The sequence below is a fragment of the Pseudomonas sp. LBUM1656 genome, assembly GCF_059716065.1.
On sequence record NZ_CP166800.1, the window covers coordinates 777,021 to 796,635 of the forward strand.

Annotated in this window: 10 protein-coding genes and 2 rRNA genes; 10 read left to right on the forward strand and 2 right to left on the reverse strand. The window is 58.4% G+C overall.

Annotated elements, in window-relative coordinates; genetic code table 11:
* The first annotated feature begins 137 nt into the window (after nucleotides 1–137).
* The 8 genes from ACA072_RS03390 to yfiB all read left to right on the forward strand — a co-directional run bounded on the left by ACA072_RS03390 (nucleotide 138) and on the right by yfiB (nucleotide 15,168).
* Nucleotides 138–3,029, forward strand: a 23S ribosomal RNA gene (locus tag ACA072_RS03390).
* A gap of 158 nt (nucleotides 3,030–3,187) precedes the next feature.
* Nucleotides 3,188–3,303: ribosomal RNA gene (rrf, locus tag ACA072_RS03395) — 5S ribosomal RNA — on the forward strand.
* A 154-nt stretch (nucleotides 3,304–3,457) separates the two neighbouring features.
* A complete protein-coding gene (recC, locus tag ACA072_RS03400) occupies nucleotides 3,458–6,910 on the forward strand; it encodes an exodeoxyribonuclease V subunit gamma (RefSeq protein WP_497623137.1) in 3,453 nt (1,150 codons plus the stop codon).
* Nucleotides 6,907–10,596 carry an exodeoxyribonuclease V subunit beta gene (gene recB, locus ACA072_RS03405; protein WP_497623138.1) on the forward strand — a complete coding sequence of 1,230 codons (3,690 nt, stop codon included), beginning with the start codon at nucleotides 6,907–6,909 and terminating at the stop codon, nucleotides 10,594–10,596. Before recC ends, recB begins: the two co-directional genes overlap by 4 nt.
* Nucleotides 10,593–12,701 (forward strand): exodeoxyribonuclease V subunit alpha, encoded by a 2,109-nt coding sequence (gene recD, locus ACA072_RS03410; RefSeq protein WP_497623141.1) that lies wholly within the window; start codon nucleotides 10,593–10,595, stop codon nucleotides 12,699–12,701. Before recB ends, recD begins: the two co-directional genes overlap by 4 nt.
* A gap of 117 nt (nucleotides 12,702–12,818) precedes the next feature.
* Entirely contained in the window at nucleotides 12,819–13,394 is a 576-nt protein-coding gene (yfiR, locus tag ACA072_RS03415; protein WP_497623143.1) for a regulatory sequestration protein YfiR, read from the forward strand.
* Nucleotides 13,391–14,659 carry a diguanylate cyclase DgcN/YfiN gene (gene dgcN / locus ACA072_RS03420; RefSeq protein WP_497623145.1) on the forward strand — a complete coding sequence of 423 codons (1,269 nt, stop codon included), beginning with the start codon at nucleotides 13,391–13,393 and terminating at the stop codon, nucleotides 14,657–14,659. Before yfiR ends, dgcN begins: the two co-directional genes overlap by 4 nt.
* A 5-nt stretch (nucleotides 14,660–14,664) precedes the next feature.
* Nucleotides 14,665–15,168 (forward strand): outer membrane lipoprotein YfiB, encoded by a 504-nt coding sequence (gene yfiB, locus ACA072_RS03425; RefSeq protein WP_497623147.1) that lies wholly within the window; start codon nucleotides 14,665–14,667, stop codon nucleotides 15,166–15,168.
* On the opposite strand, the gene ACA072_RS03430 is transcribed toward yfiB, so the two are convergent.
* On the reverse strand, nucleotides 15,165–16,112 hold the full coding sequence (locus ACA072_RS03430) for a LysR family transcriptional regulator (RefSeq protein WP_109627838.1): 948 nt from the start codon (nucleotides 16,110–16,112) through the stop codon (nucleotides 15,165–15,167). The two genes, yfiB and ACA072_RS03430, sit on opposite strands and share 4 nt — an antisense overlap.
* A 149-nt stretch (nucleotides 16,113–16,261) precedes the next feature.
* Between ACA072_RS03430 and ACA072_RS03435 the strand changes: the two genes are divergently transcribed.
* Nucleotides 16,262–17,788: a CoA-acylating methylmalonate-semialdehyde dehydrogenase gene (locus ACA072_RS03435; protein WP_461957110.1), complete on the forward strand. Its 1,527-nt coding sequence runs from the start codon at nucleotides 16,262–16,264 to the stop codon at nucleotides 17,786–17,788.
* Between the two features lie 10 nt (nucleotides 17,789–17,798).
* Nucleotides 17,799–18,686, forward strand: a complete 888-nt coding sequence (gene mmsB, locus ACA072_RS03440) for a 3-hydroxyisobutyrate dehydrogenase (protein ID WP_077747330.1) — start codon at nucleotides 17,799–17,801, stop codon at nucleotides 18,684–18,686.
* Between the two features lie 188 nt (nucleotides 18,687–18,874).
* Here the strand turns inward: mmsB and ACA072_RS03445 are convergent, their stop codons facing one another.
* Nucleotides 18,875–19,219: a cupin domain-containing protein gene (locus ACA072_RS03445; RefSeq protein WP_007946320.1), complete on the reverse strand. Its 345-nt coding sequence runs from the start codon at nucleotides 19,217–19,219 to the stop codon at nucleotides 18,875–18,877.
* Nucleotides 19,220–19,615 lie beyond the last annotated feature (396 nt).

A 19,615-nucleotide genomic window follows, 5' to 3' on the forward strand; every position in this document is an offset into this window, starting at 1 on the left:
GAAAGATAGACTGAACGTTACTTTCACTGGTAACGGATCAGGCTAAGGTAAAATTTGTGAGTTGCTCTTAATTGAGCAGCATCGAATTTTCGGCGAATGTCGTCTTCACAGTATAACCAGATTGCTTGGGGTTATATGGTCAAGTGAAGAAGCGCATACGGTGGATGCCTTGGCAGTCAGAGGCGATGAAAGACGTGGTAGCCTGCGAAAAGCTTCGGGGAGTCGGCAAACAGACTTTGATCCGGAGATGTCTGAATGGGGGAACCCAGCCATCATAAGATGGTTATCTTAAGCTGAATACATAGGCTTAAGAGGCGAACCAGGGGAACTGAAACATCTAAGTACCCTGAGGAAAAGAAATCAACCGAGATTCCCTTAGTAGTGGCGAGCGAACGGGGACTAGCCCTTAAGTGGCTTTGAGATTAGCGGAACGCTCTGGAAAGTGCGGCCATAGTGGGTGATAGCCCTGTACGCGAAAATCTCTTAGTCATGAAATCGAGTAGGACGGAGCACGAGAAACTTTGTCTGAATATGGGGGGACCATCCTCCAAGGCTAAATACTACTGACTGACCGATAGTGAACTAGTACCGTGAGGGAAAGGCGAAAAGAACCCCGGAGAGGGGAGTGAAATAGATCCTGAAACCGTATGCGTACAAGCAGTGGGAGCCCACTTTGTTGGGTGACTGCGTACCTTTTGTATAATGGGTCAGCGACTTATTTTCAGTGGCGAGCTTAACCGAATAGGGGAGGCGTAGCGAAAGCGAGTCTTAATAGGGCGTCTAGTCGCTGGGAATAGACCCGAAACCGGGCGATCTATCCATGGGCAGGTTGAAGGTTGGGTAACACTAACTGGAGGACCGAACCGACTACCGTTGAAAAGTTAGCGGATGACCTGTGGATCGGAGTGAAAGGCTAATCAAGCTCGGAGATAGCTGGTTCTCCTCGAAAGCTATTTAGGTAGCGCCTCATGTATCACTGTAGGGGGTAGAGCACTGTTTCGGCTAGGGGGTCATCCCGACTTACCAAACCGATGCAAACTCCGAATACCTACAAGTGCCGAGCATGGGAGACACACGGCGGGTGCTAACGTCCGTCGTGAAAAGGGAAACAACCCAGACCGTCAGCTAAGGTCCCAAAGTTATGGTTAAGTGGGAAACGATGTGGGAAGGCTTAGACAGCTAGGAGGTTGGCTTAGAAGCAGCCACCCTTTAAAGAAAGCGTAATAGCTCACTAGTCGAGTCGGCCTGCGCGGAAGATGTAACGGGGCTCAAACCATACACCGAAGCTACGGGTATCACTTAGGTGATGCGGTAGAGGAGCGTTCTGTAAGCCTGTGAAGGTGAGTTGAGAAGCTTGCTGGAGGTATCAGAAGTGCGAATGCTGACATGAGTAACGACAATGGGTGTGAAAAACACCCACGCCGAAAGACCAAGGTTTCCTGCGCAACGTTAATCGACGCAGGGTTAGTCGGTCCCTAAGGCGAGGCTGAAAAGCGTAGTCGATGGAAAACAGGTTAATATTCCTGTACTTCTGGTTATTGCGATGGAGGGACGGAGAAGGCTAGGCCAGCTTGGCGTTGGTTGTCCAAGTTTAAGGTGGTAGGCTGGAATCTTAGGTAAATCCGGGATTCTAAGGCCGAGAGCTGATGACGAGTGTTCTTTTAGAACACGAAGTGGTTGATGCCATGCTTCCAAGAAAAGCTTCTAAGCTTCAGGTAACCAGGAACCGTACCCCAAACCGACACAGGTGGTTGGGTAGAGAATACCAAGGCGCTTGAGAGAACTCGGGTGAAGGAACTAGGCAAAATGGCACCGTAACTTCGGGAGAAGGTGCGCCGGTGAGGGTGAAGCATTTACTGCGTAAGCCCATGCCGGTCGAAGATACCAGGCCGCTGCGACTGTTTATTAAAAACACAGCACTCTGCAAACACGAAAGTGGACGTATAGGGTGTGACGCCTGCCCGGTGCCGGAAGGTTAATTGATGGGGTTAGCTAACGCGAAGCTCTTGATCGAAGCCCCGGTAAACGGCGGCCGTAACTATAACGGTCCTAAGGTAGCGAAATTCCTTGTCGGGTAAGTTCCGACCTGCACGAATGGCGTAACGATGGCGGCGCTGTCTCCACCCGAGACTCAGTGAAATTGAAATCGCTGTGAAGATGCAGTGTATCCGCGGCTAGACGGAAAGACCCCGTGAACCTTTACTATAGCTTTGCACTGGACTTTGAATTTGCTTGTGTAGGATAGGTGGGAGGCTTTGAAGCGTGGACGCCAGTTCGCGTGGAGCCAACCTTGAAATACCACCCTGGCAACTTTGAGGTTCTAACTCAGGTCCGTTATCCGGATCGAGGACAGTGTATGGTGGGTAGTTTGACTGGGGCGGTCTCCTCCTAAAGAGTAACGGAGGAGTACGAAGGTGCGCTCAGACCGGTCGGAAATCGGTCGTAGAGTATAAAGGCAAAAGCGCGCTTGACTGCGAGACAGACACGTCGAGCAGGTACGAAAGTAGGTCTTAGTGATCCGGTGGTTCTGTATGGAAGGGCCATCGCTCAACGGATAAAAGGTACTCCGGGGATAACAGGCTGATACCGCCCAAGAGTTCATATCGACGGCGGTGTTTGGCACCTCGATGTCGGCTCATCACATCCTGGGGCTGAAGCCGGTCCCAAGGGTATGGCTGTTCGCCATTTAAAGTGGTACGCGAGCTGGGTTTAGAACGTCGTGAGACAGTTCGGTCCCTATCTGCCGTGGACGTTTGAGATTTGAGAGGGGCTGCTCCTAGTACGAGAGGACCGGAGTGGACGAACCTCTGGTGTTCCGGTTGTCACGCCAGTGGCATTGCCGGGTAGCTATGTTCGGAATAGATAACCGCTGAAAGCATCTAAGCGGGAAACTAGCCTCAAGATGAGATCTCACTGGGACCTTGAGTCCCCTGAAGGGCCGTCGAAGACTACGACGTTGATAGGTTGGGTGTGTAAGCGCTGTGAGGCGTTGAGCTAACCAATACTAATTGCCCGTGAGGCTTGACCATATAACACCCAAGCAATTTGTGACTCGAAAGAGGCCAGATTGCGGTGTGTGAAGACGAAACGAACCGAAAGTTCGAGACACTCACAAAACACCTGACTATCACATACCCATTCGCTGGAGCGTGATCTCGCAAGAGAACACGACCTGGCTACCGAATTTCTTGACGACCATAGAGCATTGGAACCACCTGATCCCATCCCGAACTCAGCAGTGAAACGATGCATCGCCGATGGTAGTGTGGGGTTTCCCCATGTGAGAGTAGGTCATCGTCAAGATTAAATTCCGAAACCCCAATTGCGAAAGCAGTTGGGGTTTTGTTTTGTCCGCAGGAAAGTTCGTACAGCAACATCGGACGGCTCCCGGCTGTCACAGTCTCCCGACAATGCTAAGGTTCGGCCCTAGCTTTTGTATTTTCCCAAGGAAGCCTTTATGCCGGACGCGACGTCCCTCAGTGCTGGTTTTATGGTGGTTCACGGTAACCGCCTGGACGAGTTACGCAGCCTGGTGGTCAGCTGGATGCGGCGCTACCCGCTGGCTCCCTTGGAAAATGAAATCGCCCTGGTTCAGAGTAACGGCATCGCCCAGTGGCTGAAGCTGGCTCTGGCTGAAGACCCTGAAGACGACGACATGGGCGGTTGCGGAATTGCGGCAGCCATCGACGTTCAACTCCCGGGCAGCTTTATGTGGCAGCTCTACCGCATGGTTCTGGGTCGCGATGAAATTCCGGTCAAATCCCTGCTCGACAAGGCTCCACTGACCTGGCGCCTGATGCGTCTGCTTCCGCAGCTGATCAATCAGCCGCATTTCGAACCGCTGCAACGCTTCCTGACCAATGACACCGATCTGCGCAAGCGTTACCAGTTGTCCGAGCGGCTGGCGGATCTGTTCGACCAATACCAGGTATACCGGGCCGACTGGCTCGAAGACTGGGCAGAAGGTCGTCATCAATTGCGAAACGGCAGAGGTGAATCCAAACCCCTGACCCCAGCCAACTGCTGGCAGGCAGAATTGTGGCGTGCTCTGTTAGTGGATGTGGGTGAGCAAGGCATGGCGCAAAGCCGTGCCGGTGTTCATCAACGGTTCATCGAACGTATCAACAGCCTCGACGTAGCACCCCATGGATTACCTTCTCGGGTGATCGTTTTCGGGATCTCTTCTCTCCCGGCACAAGCGCTGGAAGCACTTGCGGGACTGGCCCGATTCAGCCAGGTTCTGCTTTGCGTGCACAACCCATGTCGTCACCATTGGGCAGATATCGTCGCCGATAAAGACCTGTTGCGGCATCAATACAAGCGTCAGGCTCGCAAGAGCGGCATGCCTGTTGTGCTCGATCCGAAAACCCTTCACCAGCATGCTCACCCGCTATTGGCGGCTTGGGGCAAGCAGGGGCGGGACTACATCAATCTGCTCGACAGCTACGACGATCCCAACAGCTACCGCTCGGCATTCCGTGATGGGCGCATCGACTTGTTCAGCGATAGCCAGCCACAGAACATGCTCAACCAGCTTCAGGACGACATCCTTGAACTGCGCCCCCTGAACGAAACTCGCGAGCGCTGGCCGGTTATCGATATCAATCAGGACGAATCAATTCGTTTCCACATCGCACATAGCGCCCAGCGCGAAGTGGAGATCCTCCACGATCAGCTGCTCGCACGCTTCAGTGCAGATCCAGACTTGAAGCCTCGCGATGTGATCGTGATGGTCCCGGACATCGACAGCTATGCACCGCATATCCGGGCAGTATTTGGTCAACTTGATCGCTTCGACCCGCGCTTCATTCCCTTCACACTCGCGGATCAAGGCCAACGCGGTCGTGATCCGTTGCTGATCGCTGTTGAACATCTACTCAAGCTACCCGACAGCCGATTTCCCGTCAGCGAGATCCTCGATTTGCTAGATGTTCCGGCGCTGCGCGCTCGCTTCGGTGTAGAGGAGCGTGATCTGCCGACCCTGCACCGCTGGATCGAAGGTGCTGGTATTCGCTGGGGAATGAATGCCGAGCAGCGCGCGGGTCTGGGCTTGCCTGAAGAATTGGAGCAAAACAGTTGGCGTTTCGGCCTGCGCCGGATGCTGCTTGGTTATGCCGTCGGCAGCGCCACTGCCTGCGAAGGCATTGAGCCTTACGACGAGATTGGCGGGCTGGACGCTGCGCTGATCGGTCCTTTGGTTGCACTGCTGGATGCGCTGGAGATTGCCCACCTGGAGTTGACGCAGCCCGCACCGCCCCAAAAATGGGGCGTTCGGTTGCAAGCGTTGGTGCAACTGTTCTTCCAGGCCAGCAATGAGCATGACGACTACTTGCTGGCCCAACTCGAAGAGCTGCGGGAAACCTGGCTCGAGACCTGCGAGTCAGTGGGCTTGCATGATGAACTGCCGTTGACCGTGGTCCGAGAAGCCTGGCTGGCAGGCCTCGACCAGGGCCGCTTGTCCCAGCGTTTTCTGGCCGGGGCCGTTAACTTCTGCACCTTGATGCCCATGCGAGCGATTCCGTTCAAGCTGGTCTGCCTGCTCGGGATGAATGACGGCGATTACCCGCGAGCGCAACCGCCACTGGACTTCGATCTCATGGGCAGCGACTACCGTCCGGGTGACCGTTCCCGACGCGAGGATGACCGTTATCTCTTGTTGGAAGCCCTGTTGTCGGCACGTGACCAACTTTATATCAGCTGGGTCGGCCGCAGCATTCGGGACAATAGCGAGCGTCCGGCTTCGGTACTGATTAGCCAACTGCGCGATCACCTGGCCGGCGGCTGGCGATTGCAGGCCGACAATGAAAAGCTGCTTGGGGCCATGACTCAGGAGCACCCGCTGCAACCCTTCAGCGCCCGCTATTTTCATGAAGGAGACGCCCTGTTCAGCTATGCCAGCGAGTGGCAGGTGCTTCATCAAACCAGTGAGCAGGCAACCGACACCAAGGTCCTTGAAGCCTACGTTCAGGAAGAGCCGCTAAGCCTCGGTCAATTGCAGGATTTCCTGCGCAATCCCGTGCGACATTTTTTCAGTCAGCGGCTCAAGGTGTTCTTCGAAGCGGCTGAAGCGCCCTTGGCCGATGAAGAGCCCTTTGTACTCGATGCTCTCCAACGCTATAGCCTCAGTGACAGTCTGCTCGAAGCGGCGCTCGGGCAACTGGATCGCGCCGATATCGCGCTTGAGGCCCAGGCAAAGCGTCTGCAAAACAGCGGGCTCTTGCCCATGGCCGGTTTCGGTGAATGTCTGCAGCGGGAGTTGATCGAGCCATTGCCGGATCTGTTGCAGCGTTATCAACAGCTCCTTGCGTTGTGGCCGACACCACTTGCCAGTGCGTTACCAGTCAACCTGGAACTGGAAGGTCTGCATCTGGAAGGCTGGCTCAGTGGCCTGCATGAACGTGCAGACGGTGGCCTGTTGTCTGTCACCACCATTCCCAACAGCATCGGTTCGATCAAGACCCGCAAGTGGCATCGTCTGACGCGCCCCTGGGTCAATCATTTGGTCGCTTGCGCCAGCGGCATGTCGATGACCACTGCGTTAGTGGCCAGCGATGACACTCTTCTACTCGCCACTTTGGAGGAGGACGCTGCACGTCATGCCCTCAGTAACCTGTTGCAAGCATGGCAAACAGGCATGCGCCAACCCCTTCCGATTGCCGTAAAAACCGCCTTCGCCTGGCTCTCTCAAACTGACCCGGTCAAAGCCGACGCTGCCGCTCGCAAGGCCTATGAAGGCGACGGCCAAACCACCGACGGCGAGCGCCGCGAAAGCCCGGCACTCGCCCGGCAGTTCACCGATTACGACGCTCTGACCGCTGACGAGACCTTCCCCGATTGGTGTAACGCTTTGTACAAACCGATGCTTGAAGCCCCCTGGCGTTCATTGACCAGCGAGGAGGCGCGCTCATGACCGCGAAAACACCGCTGGCCCTGGCATTCCCCCTGAGCGGCAGCCAACTGATCGAAGCGAGCGCCGGTACCGGCAAGACCTTCACCATTTCCGCGTTGTACCTGCGTCTGGTTCTTGGCCACGGCGGCGAATCGAGTGGTTTTGGGCGTGAACTGTTGCCGCCGCAAATCCTCGTTGTAACGTTCACCGATGCCGCAACCAAAGAGCTGCGCGAACGTATTCGCACCCGTCTTGCCGAGGCGGCGCGATACTTTCGTGATGAGACCGAGGCACCCGATAGCCTCATCGCTGAACTGCGTGATCAGTACCTGCCCGAACAATGGTCCGGCTGCGCAAACCGTCTGGACATCGCCGCGCAGTGGATGGATGAGGCAGCCGTCTCGACCATCCACAGTTGGTGCCAGCGCATGCTGCGTGAGCATGCGTTCGACAGTGGCAGCCTGTTTACCCAGACCCTGGAAACCGACCACAGCGATTTGCTCGGCGAAGTCCTGCGTGATTACTGGCGGCTGTTCTGCTACCCGATGCAAGGTGATGCGCTGAGCTGGGTACGGGGTAATTGGGGTGGCCCGGCTGCGTTATTGCCGCGTGTACGCAGTTTGTTCGCCAGCGAGCGTGACAGCGTTGAAGGCAAGGAGCCTGCCGAGCTGATCACCGAGTGCTTGCAGGAGCGACGATTAGCTTTGCTTGAACTCAAGATGCCATGGCGCCAGTGGGCAGATGAGCTGCTCACCATCTGCCACCAGGGTGTTGCGAGCAAGAGCGTCGACGGTCGAAAGATGCAGGCCCGTTATTTCGAGCCCTGGTTTGAGAAACTGAAAGCCTGGGCTGAAGATGAGTCCCTTGAGCAACTGGATATTGGCACAGGGTTCAATCGCCTGACGCCTGACGGTATGGCCGAAGCCTGGAAGGGCGACGCACCCAGTCATCCGGGGCTGGACGCCATGGCCGGGCTCAAGGCCAGTCTCGACGGCTTGCCGACCCCCGACGCTGCAGTTCTACAACATGCAGCTCAGTGGGTTGGTGCTCGGTTCGAGGAAGAGAAACGTCGCCGCGCGGAGATGGGCTTCGATGACATGCTGCTGCGCCTCGATGCGGCGTTGCAGTCCGATGGCGGTGAACGCCTGGCGACCCTCATTCGCGAGCAGTTTCCAGTAGCGCTCATCGATGAGTTCCAGGACACCGACCCGGTGCAGTACCGGATTTTCGAAAGCATCTATCGCATCGAAGACAACAACCCCGAATGCGGCCTGTTTCTGATCGGCGATCCCAAGCAAGCGATCTACGCGTTCCGCGGCGCTGACATCTATACCTATCTGCGCGCCCGCCAGGCCACCGCTGGCCGTTTGCATACCCTGGGTACGAACTTTCGCTCCAGCCATGGCATGGTCAATGCGGTGAACCATGTGTTCGAGCGCGCCGAGTCACGTGAACTGGGGCGCGGCGCGTTTCTGTTTCGTGAAAAGAACGGCGACAACCCGGTCCCGTTCCTGCCCGTCGAATCCCAAGGGCGCAAAGAAGTTCTGCACATTGACGGCCAGCTCGTGCCAGCTTTGAACATCTGGCACCTGTCAGCCGATCAGCCAATGTCCGGCGCGGAGTACCGACAAAAACTCGCCGCCGCGTGCGCCAGTGAGATCACCGCACTACTCAATGGCGGCCAACAAGGCCGGGCAGGTTTCATCGAGAAGGACAAAGACTTCAGGGGCCTGCTGCCTGCGGACATTGCGATCCTGGTCCGCGACGGCAAAGAGGCTCAGGCCGTTCGCGGCGAATTGTCTGCCCGGGGTGTGCGCAGCGTTTATCTGTCGGACAAGGATTCGGTATTCGCCGCTCAAGAAGCCCACGACCTGCTGACCTGGCTCAAAGCCTGTGCCGAGCCGGATGTCGAGCGGCCGCTGCGAGCCGCGCTGGCCTGCATCACGCTGAACCTTTCCCTGGCGGAACTGGAACGGCTGAATCAGGACGAACTGGCTTGGGAGGCACGGGTCATGCAGTTCCGCGGTTATCGCGAGCTGTGGCGCAAGCAAGGCGTGCTGCCCATGTTGCGACGCTTGCTGCATGACTTTCAGTTGCCTCGGTCGTTGATCGCCCGCAGCGACGGTGAACGGGTACTGACTAACTTGCTGCACCTCTCCGAGCTGTTGCAGCAGGCCGCTGCCGAACTCGATGGCGAGCAAGCACTGATTCGTCATCTGTCCGAGCATCTGGCGTTGTCCGGTCAGGCCGGCGAAGAACAGATTCTGCGTCTGGAAAGCGATGAACAACTGGTCAAGGTCGTGACCATTCACAAATCCAAGGGGCTTGAGTATCCCTTGGTGTTTCTGCCGTTCATCTGCTCGGCAAAACCCGTGGATGGCAGCCGTTTGCCGCTGCATTATCACGATGCAAACGGCAAGGCGCAGGTGACTTTGAAGCCGACTGCCGAGTTGATCGCCCTGGCCGATGATGAGCGTCTGGCCGAGGATCTTCGTTTGCTCTATGTCGCCCTGACCCGGGCGCAACATGCCTGCTGGCTGGGGGTGACCGATCTCAAGCGCGGTAATAACAACAGCTCGGTGCTGCACTTTTCGGCATTGGGTTACTTGTTGGGCGGCGGAGCTCCACTGGCTGAATCCGCAGGTTTGAAACGCTGGCTCGAAGACCTCCAGCAGGACTGCCCGGCACTTCTGTATGGTGATATGCCACAAGCAACGGCCGAGCATTATCATCCCCCCCGCAATGATGCGACGTTACTTGCGCCGCTGATACCCAAGCGCAAGGCCAGTGAAAACTGGTGGATCGCCTCGTACAGTGCCTTGCGCATCGGCGACAGTCTGAGCGTGGGCAGTGACGAAGCGCCGGAAAACCCGCAAGCACAAAAGCTATTCGACGACGAACGCCTCGATCCGGACGCACCACGAGAAGTGGTCGCCGGCGGTGCCGATATCCATCGATTCCCTCGCGGCCCAAACCCCGGGACCTTCCTCCATGGTTTGCTGGAATGGGCCGGTGATGAAGGTTTTTCTGCTACGCCACAACTCGTGGAAGACGCCATTGCCCGTCGCTGCAATCGCCGTGGCTGGGAAGGCTGGATCACCACCTTGAGCGATTGGCTGCAACACTTGCTCAAGTCTCCGTTGCACCTCGGCGGGGGACAGGCTCCGGTCGTGTTCGAGCAGCTCACCCAATATCGCGTCGAGATGGAATTCTGGTTCGCCAGTCATAAAGTCGATGTGCTCAAGCTTGATGAACTGGTGCATAAACATACCCACAACGGCGTTGCCCGAGTGGCCGCTGAGCCGGTATTGCTCAACGGTATGTTCAAGGGCTTCATCGACCTGACGTTCGAACACGATGGCAAATATTACGTCGCCGACTACAAATCCAACTGGCTGGGGCCCGATGACGCGGCTTACACAGAACAGGCCATGGAACAGTCGATTCTCGACAATCGTTACGACCTGCAATACGTGTTGTACCTGCTGGCTTTGCATCGCCAGCTCAAGGCGCGGCTTGCCGACTACGATTACGACCGGCATGTCGGTGGCGCGCTGTACCTGTTCCTGCGCGGTACGCGGGCATCCACCCAAGGCGTGTATTTCGCCCGTCCGCCCAGAGAACTGATCGAGCGTCTGGACCGTCTATTTCAGGGCAAAGCAGAACCGAAGGCCGAACCCGCCTGGGAACAGGGAGTACTGCTATGAGTCGCACCTTCGCCGATTTGCTGCCCACGCCATTGGCAGCCGAAAGCCTGGCGGATCTCGCGCCCCTGAGTCGCGCCGATGATTTGTTGCTGTTGCTGACGCGCTGGGTTGAACGCGGCTGGCTGCGGGCGCTGGACAAGGCCTTTGTGGCCTTCCTCCACGAGCTTGCCCCCGACGACGATCCGCTGGTGCTGCTCGCCGCTGCATTGACCAGTCACCAACTGGGTCACGGCCATGTCTGCCTGGATCTGTTCGAGACACTGAAAGAACCGGATTTTGCCCTGTCGCTGCCACCGGAAGGCGATCTGCAAAGTGGCGCGATGTTGTTGCCGTCGCAACTGCTTGAAGCGCTGGACGGCGCCCATTGGTGCAAGGTCCTGGCGTCCAGTCGTCTGGTGGCGCTGGCCGTCGATGGTCGTGAGGCCGCGCAATCCCGGCCCTTGGTTTTATCGGGCAAGCGTCTGTACCTGCGCCGCTATTGGGTTTACGAACGACGCATCGACAATGCCCTGCGTCTGCGCCTGGCTGAGCACGAAACAACGCCGAATGACTTGCCTCTGCGACTCACTGGCTTATTCGGTCCAGCCAAATCCAGTGAAGTGATCGACTGGCAAAAACTCGCTTGTGCCCTCGCTACCCGCAGTGCGTTCAGTATCGTCACCGGCGGCCCGGGGACCGGCAAGACCACCACGGTCGTGCGGTTGCTGGCATTGCTTCAGGCGCCTGCGGTAGAGGCTGGAAAACCGCTGCGCATCCGCCTTGCCGCACCTACCGGCAAAGCGGCGGCACGGCTGACAGAGTCCATCAGCCAGCAAGTCCGGACGCTGGAAGTCGATGAAAACGTAAGAGGCAAGATCCCGTCTGATGTCACTACCGTGCACCGGTTGCTGGGCAGTCGGCCCGGCACCCGGCACTTCCGTCACCATGCCGGTAATCGCTTGCCACTGGATGTACTGGTGGTGGACGAAGCCTCGATGATCGACCTGGAAATGATGGCCAACCTGCTCGACGCGATGCCGGCCCATGCCCGGCTGGTGTTGCTCGGCGACAAGGATCAACTGGCATCGGTGGAGGCCGGCGCCGTGCTGGGAGATCTGTGCCGTGACGCCGAAGCCGGTTGGTACAGCCCGCCAACTCGCCAGTGGCTGGAGACGGTCAGTGGTGAAAGCCTTGAAGCCAGCGGTTTGCAGGAAGACGTTGACGGAACTCACCCCTTGGCCCAGCAAGTCGTGATGCTGCGCCACTCGCGCCGGTTCGGTGAGGGCAGCGGCATCGGCCAGTTGGCACGTTGGGTCAACCAGCAACAACCGGAAGAAGCGCGCACGTTGCTGGCGGCTCGAAGTCACGCCGACGTGTTTTCCTTGCCCCTCAAAGGAGAGCAGGACCGGGCGCTGGAACGCTTGCTGCTCGAAGGCCATGGCGAGGGACCGCAAGGTTATCGTCACTACTTGAGCCTTCTTCGCAGCCAACGGCCACCGCTCGACAGTCTGCTCGATGATCCACGCTGGACCGATTGGGCGCGACAGGTGTTACAAGCCTTCGACGCCTTCCAATTGCTATGCGCAGTACGCAGAGGGCCGTGGGGCGTAGAGGGTTTGAATCAACGTGTGACCGCCGCGTTGCTCAAGGCTCGACTGATCGACAGCGACCAGCAGTGGTACGAAGGCCGCCCCGTTTTGATGACGCGTAATGACTACGGCTTGGGGTTGATGAACGGCGACATCGGCATTGCCCTCAAACTGCCGGAGCGTGATGGTCTCGAGGCCGGGAAGCACGTACTGCGTGTCGCGTTCCCGCGTAACGACGGGCAGGGTGGCGTGCGATTTGTTCTACCGAGCCGGCTCAACGATGTCGAAACGGTTTACGCCATGACCGTACACAAATCCCAGGGGTCGGAGTTTGCCCATACAGCGTTGATTCTGCCGGATGCCCTGAACCCCGTACTGACCAAGGAACTGATCTACACCGGGATCACCCGGGCCAAGCACTGGTTCACCCTTATCGAGCCTCGTGCCGGGGTGTTCGAGGAGGCGGTGCGGCGCAGGGTCAAGCGTTTAAGCGGGTTGATGCTGGAGTTGGAAGATGGGATCGAACCGAGCCATTGAAAGGGTGGCACCGGATGACGAAAACTGTCCGAAGTGCCGTAGTGCGCCGCCTCGCTGGGGTTTCAACGCTATGCTATCGTTGCGGCATTATTTCGTAACATCGAAGAGAATCCCTGCATGAAGTTGGCTGTCTGGACGACAGGGCGTGTCGTTGGCCGCAAGCAAGTGCTGCTCGCGGGTTTTCTCTGCTTGCTGACCGGTGTTGTGTTCGCTCAATCGGAAGCTCCGGCGAGCATGGCCGACCAACGCGCCAAATCCGTCACGCAGGTCGTCCTCGGGATTCTCAGTTACGCGCGCTGGCCTGTTGAGCCTGCGCAACTGCGCCTGTGTGTGGTTGGCCCCACCGAATATACTGATGACCTGGTCAAGGGCACGACCCAAGCCACCGGCCGGCCCGTCACCGTGCGCCGGCTGTTGGCCGACAACCCGTCGATTATCAGTGAATGCGATGCGGTGTATATCGGCAAGTTGACCGGTGACGAGCGCAGCCAACTCTTTGCTTCGCTGACAGGGCGTCCGGTGCTGAGCATCAGCGAAAGCGATGATCAATGCGCTGTCGGCAGTCTGTTTTGCCTCCGGGTCACTGATGATCAGGTGTCTTTCGAGGTCAACCTCGACTCCGTCGCCCGCAGCGGTGTGCGCATTCACCCCAGCGTGCTGCAACTGTCCCGTCGCAAGTCGGCGGCGCCATGAGTCTATTCAAGCCGGGTAGTCGCCCAACCTTGCGCTCGGTCATCGGCCGCGGCCACTTGATCGTCGCTCTGGTAGGCGTGACCATGGCCAGCATCTCGCTGACACTGCTGGGTGTTCTGGCGTTGCGGGTGTATGCCGACCACAACCTGCATCTGATCGCGCGTTCAATCAATTACACGGTGGAAGCCGCGGTGGTGTTCAACGACAAAGCCGCGGCCACTGAGGTGCTGGCGTTGATCGCCTCCACGGAAGAAGTCGCCGACGCCAAGGTGCTGGATGAAAAAGGCCGGTTACTGGCGCGTTGGCAGCGACCGGAAAACGGGTTGTTCTCCGATCTGGAATTGCAGATCGCCAAAACCTTTCTGGAAAAACCCATCGACATGCCGATCGTTCATCAAGGTCGGGAAATCGGCAGCATCCAGCTCACCGGTCACGGTGGCAGCTTGATGCGCTTTCTGCTCAGTGGTCTGGTGGGGATCGTGCTGTGCACGGCCATCAGCGCCTGGGTCGCCCTCTATCTGGCGCGCCGACAACTTCGCGGCATAACCGGGCCACTGCGCAGCCTCGCCACCGTTGCCCACGCCGCCCGTAGCGATCGAGCCTTCGACCGCCGTGTGCCGCCCGCCGACATCGCCGAACTCGACAACCTGGGCAACGACTTCAATGCCTTGCTCGATGAACTCGAGTCCTGGCAGACCCATTTGCAAAGCGAAAATGAAACCCTGGCGCACAAGGCCAGCCACGACAGTCTCACCGGGTTACCGAATCGGGCGTTCTTCGAAGGCCGTCTGATTCGTGCGCTGCGCAATGCCCAAAAGCTCAATGAGCGCGTGGCCGTGCTGTTTCTCGACAGCGACCGGTTCAAGGAAATCAATGACAGCTTCGGTCATGCCGCCGGCGATGCCGTGCTGGTTGCAGTGGCCAGCAGGGTTCGGGCGCAGTTGCGCGAAGAGGATCTGGTGGCACGTCTGGGCGGCGATGAATTTGCGGTGCTACTGACACCGCTGCACAAAACCGAAGATGCCGAGCGGATTGCTGACAAGATCCTCGCCAGCATGGAAGTGCCAATCCCGTTACCGGGTCATACCCAGGTCTTGACCTCGCTCAGTATCGGCATCGCCGTGTATCCGGATCATGGCGCCACTCCGGGCGCGTTGCTCAATGCCGCCGACGCGGCCATGTACCAGGCCAAACGCCTTTCCCGAGGTGCACAACACACGTCCGGGTCGGAGCACCCGGTCGCCCACGTTCAAACCAGGAGCTAATTGTTGTGTTCTCAATCACCCCTCGTTCCCTGCGATTTTTCGCGATCACCTTGTTCATGGCCGTGCTGGCATTGACCGGGTGCCAGACCGCACCGCCAAAGGGTCTGACCCCGGCGCAAATCACGGTACTCAAACAGCAAGGTTTCGAGCTGACCGATGAGGGCTGGGCGTTTGGTTTGTCCGGCAAAGTGCTGTTTGGCAGTGACGACGACAGCCTGAACGCCGCCAGTACCGGTATCGTCCAAAAGATCGGCAAGGCATTGCTCGGTGTAGGCATCGAGCGAGTGCGGGTCGACGGGCACACCGATGCCTCGGGTAAAGAGTCCTACAACGAACAACTCTCCCTGCGTCGCGCTAAAAGCGTCGGTAACGTCCTGACCACGGTAGGCATGAAAGAAGAAAACATTCAGCTGCGCGGTCTCGGCAGCAGTCAGCCGGTGACGTCGAACACCACGGCGGCGGGCCGCACCGAGAACCGCCGGGTATCGATCGTGGTGAGCGCCGACTAATCGGCGAACAGCATCTCCCGACTTTCGCCCATCAACAGGCCCTGATTCTGCTCAGTAACGGCGCGGATGTAATCCCACAACAGGGTAATCCGCTTGAGCTTGCGCAGGTCCTCCCGGCAGTACATCCAGAATTGCCGGGTGATGTTGATCTCTTCCGGCAACACCGGCAGCAAACGCGGGTCCTGAGCCGCGAGGAAGCACGGCAGAATCGCCAGCGAGCGTCCTTGCTGCGCCGCCACGAATTGCGCGATCACACTGGTGCTACGCAAGTTGGCGCTGGCGCCGGGCAACACGTTCGCCAGGTACAACAGCTCCGAGCTGAACGCCAGATCGTCTACATAACTGATGAATGAATGTTTGCCCAAGTCTGCCGGGCGGCGGATCGGCGGGTGCTTGTCGAGATAATCCTGAGTCGCGTACAGCTGCAGTTTGTAGTCGCAGAGTTTGCAGCAGACGTACGGCCCATGCTCCGGACGCTCCAAGGCGATGACGATGTCCGCCTCGCGCTTGGACAGGCTGATGAAGTGCGGCAGCGGCAGGATGTCCACCGAGATGGCCGGGTAGGCGTCGACGAAATGGCTCAACTGCGGGGTGATGAAAAAACTGCCGAAACCTTCGGTGCAACCCATGCGCACATGCCCGGACAGCGCCACGCCAGAACCGGAAACCTGTTCGCAGGCCATGTGCAGGGTGCTTTCAATCGACTCGGCGTAACCGAGCAACCGCTGGCCTTCGGCGGTCAGGACAAAACCGCTGGTCCGGGATTTCTCGAACAGTAATGTGCCCAATGCCGCTTCCAGCGAGCTGATGCGCCGCGACACGGTGGTGTAGTCCACCGCCAGGCGCTTGGCCGCAGTGCTGGCCTTGCGGGTGCGGGCGACTTCGAGGAAAAACTTGAGGTCATCCCAGTTCAACGAACCTAACGACGTGATGTTTTTTTGCATGATGGACCGGCTTTTATGTGCGTTCTTATTAGAAGTTTGCACATCTATACTCCAAAAACAGTCCGACAACCAATTCGCGACACACGCCTCATCTCAAGGCGACTTACCCGCCTTGGCTCCCTGCATAACAACAAGTCCAGGAGACCAGCATGAACGCATCGCTCACGCCCAACGAAACCACTGTCCAGAACGTCAAGCTGTTGATCGACGGCGAGTGGGTCGAGTCCCAGACCACCGAGTGGCACGACATCGTCAACCCGGCGACCCAGCAAGTGCTGGCCAAGGTTCCGTTCGCCACCGCGCAGGAAGTGGACGCTGCAATCAGCGCCGCCCATCGCGCTTTCCAGACCTGGAAGCTGACGCCGATCGGCGCGCGGATGCGCATCATGCTCAAGCTCCAGGCGTTGATTCGCGAGCACTCCAAGCGCATCGCCGTGGTGCTCAGCAACGAGCAGGGCAAAACCATCGCCGACGCTGAAGGCGATATCTTCCGCGGCCTTGAAGTGGTCGAACACGCCTGCTCCATCGGCAGCCTGCAAATGGGCGAGTTCGCCGAGAACGTTGCCGGCGGCGTCGATACCTACACCCTGCGTCAGCCCATCGGCGTCTGCGCCGGCATTACCCCGTTCAACTTCCCGGCGATGATTCCGCTGTGGATGTTCCCGATGGCCATTGCCTGCGGCAACACCTTCGTACTCAAACCGTCCGAACAGGACCCGATGTCGACCATGCTGCTGGTGGAGCTGGCGATCGAGGCCGGCGTTCCGGCGGGCGTGCTCAACGTGGTCCATGGTGGCAAAGACGTGGTGGACGCGCTTTGCACCCACAAAGACATCAAGGCTGTGTCCTTCGTCGGTTCGACTGCGGTCGGTACTCACGTCTACGACCTGGCCGGTAAACACGGCAAGCGCGTGCAATCGATGATGGGCGCGAAGAACCACGCCGTGGTGCTGCCGGATGCCAATCGCGTGCAAGCACTGAACGCACTGGTCGGCGCCGGTTTCGGCGCGGCGGGTCAACGTTGCATGGCCACGTCCGTGGTGGTGTTGGTGGGCGCGGCCAAACAATGGCTGCCAGACCTGAAAGCACTGGCACAGAAACTCACAGTGAATGCCGGCAGCGAGCCGGGCACTGATGTGGGGCCGGTGATTTCCAAAAAAGCCAAGGCCCGGATTCTCGATCTGATCGAAAGCGGCATCAAGGAAGGCGCCAAGCTTGAGCTCGATGGTCGCGACGTGACCGTTCCAGGCTTCGAGAAGGGCAACTTTGTCGGCCCGACCCTGTTCTCCGGCGTAACCCCAGAGATGCAGATCTACACCCAGGAAATCTTCGGCCCGGTGCTGGTGGTTCTGGAAGTCGATACCCTCGACGAGGCCATCGCGCTGGTCAACGCCAACCCGTTCGGCAACGGCACTGGCCTGTTCACTCAGAGCGGTGCGGCGGCGCGTAAATTCCAGACGGAAATCGACGTTGGCCAGGTGGGCATCAACATCCCGATTCCGGTGCCGGTCCCGTTCTTCAGCTTCACCGGTTCGCGCGGCTCCAAACTCGGCGACCTCGGTCCGTATGGCAAGCAAGTGGTGCAGTTCTACACTCAGACCAAGACGGTCACCAGTCGCTGGTTCGATGACGACAGCGTCAACGACGGTGTGAACACCACCATCAACTTGCGTTAAGGAGCCAGGCATGAAAATCGCTTTTATCGGTCTCGGCAACATGGGCGCGCCGATGGCGCGCAACCTGATCAAGGCCGGCCACGCGCTGAGCCTGGTCGACCTGAACAAAACCGTTCTGGCTGAACTGGAGCAACTGGGCGGCAGCATCAGCGCTTCGGCTCGTGAAGCGGCACAGGGTGCAGAGCTGGTGATCACCATGTTGCCCGCCGCTGTGCATGTGCGCAGCGTCTGGCTGGGTGAAGACGGCGTACTCGCCGGTATCGGCAAAGGCGTGCCTGCGGTGGATTGCAGCACCATTGATCCGCAGACGGCGCGAGATGTGGCGGCTGCTGCGGCCAAGCAAGGCGTGGCCATGGCCGATGCGCCGGTGTCTGGCGGTACTGGCGGCGCAGCGGCCGGAACGCTGACCTTCATGGTCGGCGCCACCCCTGAACTGTTCGCTACCCTGCAACCGGTGCTGGCGCAGATGGGCCGCAACATCGTTCATTGCGGCGAAGTCGGCACCGGGCAAATCGCCAAGATCTGCAACAACCTGCTTCTGGCGATTTCCATGGTCGGCGTGAGTGAAGCCATGGCGCTGGGTGATGCGCTCGGCATCGACACCACCGTGCTGGCGGGGATTATCAACAGTTCTACCGGGCGTTGCTGGAGTTCGGAGATGTACAACCCGTGGCCGGGCATCGTCGAAACGGCGCCGGCCTCGCGCGGCTATACCGGCGGCTTCGGTGCCGAACTGATGCTCAAGGACCTGGGGCTGGCCACGGAAGCGGCACGTCAGGCGCACCAGCCGGTGGTACTCGGCGCGGTGGCCCAGCAGTTGTATCAGGCGATGAGTCAGCGTGGGGAGGGTGGTAAAGACTTCTCGGCGATCATCAACAGCTATCGCAAACCCCAGTAAGTAGAACCAAGTCAGGCAGTGAGCTTGACGAAGTGTGGGAGCGGGCTTGCTCGCGAAGAGGGAGTGTCAGTTAACATCAATGCTGACTGAAACACCGCTTTCGCGAGCAAGCCCGCTCCCACAGGTACTGCATCTACGCATCGACATTTACCGGGAGATCACGTCGGGTGATCTCCCGGTTTTTTGCATCAGGCAAACACGAAATACTTGCGCACGGTTTCAACCACTTCCCACGTGCCTTTCATCCCCGGCTCGATCACGAAAATATCACCGGCACGCAGATGGATCGGCTCTTTGCCTTCCGGCGTGATGATGCAGTACCCCTCGCGGAAATCGCAGTATTCCCACTTCACATATTCCACGTACCACTTGCCCGGCGTGCAGATCCAGGTGCCCATGATCTTGCTGCCGTCTTCGCTGGTGTAGGCGTTGAGGTTGACGGTGTGCGGGTCGCCTTCGAGTTTTTCCCATTTGCAGGCGTCGAGTACCGGTAGCGGGTGTGTGTCGCGAAGAACGGTAATGGGTGCGGTCATGTGGACTCCGGGCAGTGGATTAGAGAACTGAAGCCGCACCCTATAGCGCCGCGCATTCGGTCAGTTGTCTGTGCTCGACACTCAGTTACCCAGAAGCGCTGTGCCGATTTGCCTGATCGGCTTCTAAACCCTCAAGACACATTGTTTGACGGCTACGCTGATAGTTATGAAGTTATAACTATTTTCTTATCCGGTTTTTATTATTTGTACGTCTGTGCTGTCAGCCGGAAGTTAGTACTTTCGAGCCCCTCTCTATTTAGCCCGCGATACAGTGCGCGCCCCCCACCATACGCAGCCTTTGTTAAGTAAATAAGTCGGCTGGCATGGGGCTTCGCACCAATCGAGTGCTGTGCGCGGGCTTGTTAGGACGCCTGTCTCAAGTTGTTAAAAAACTTT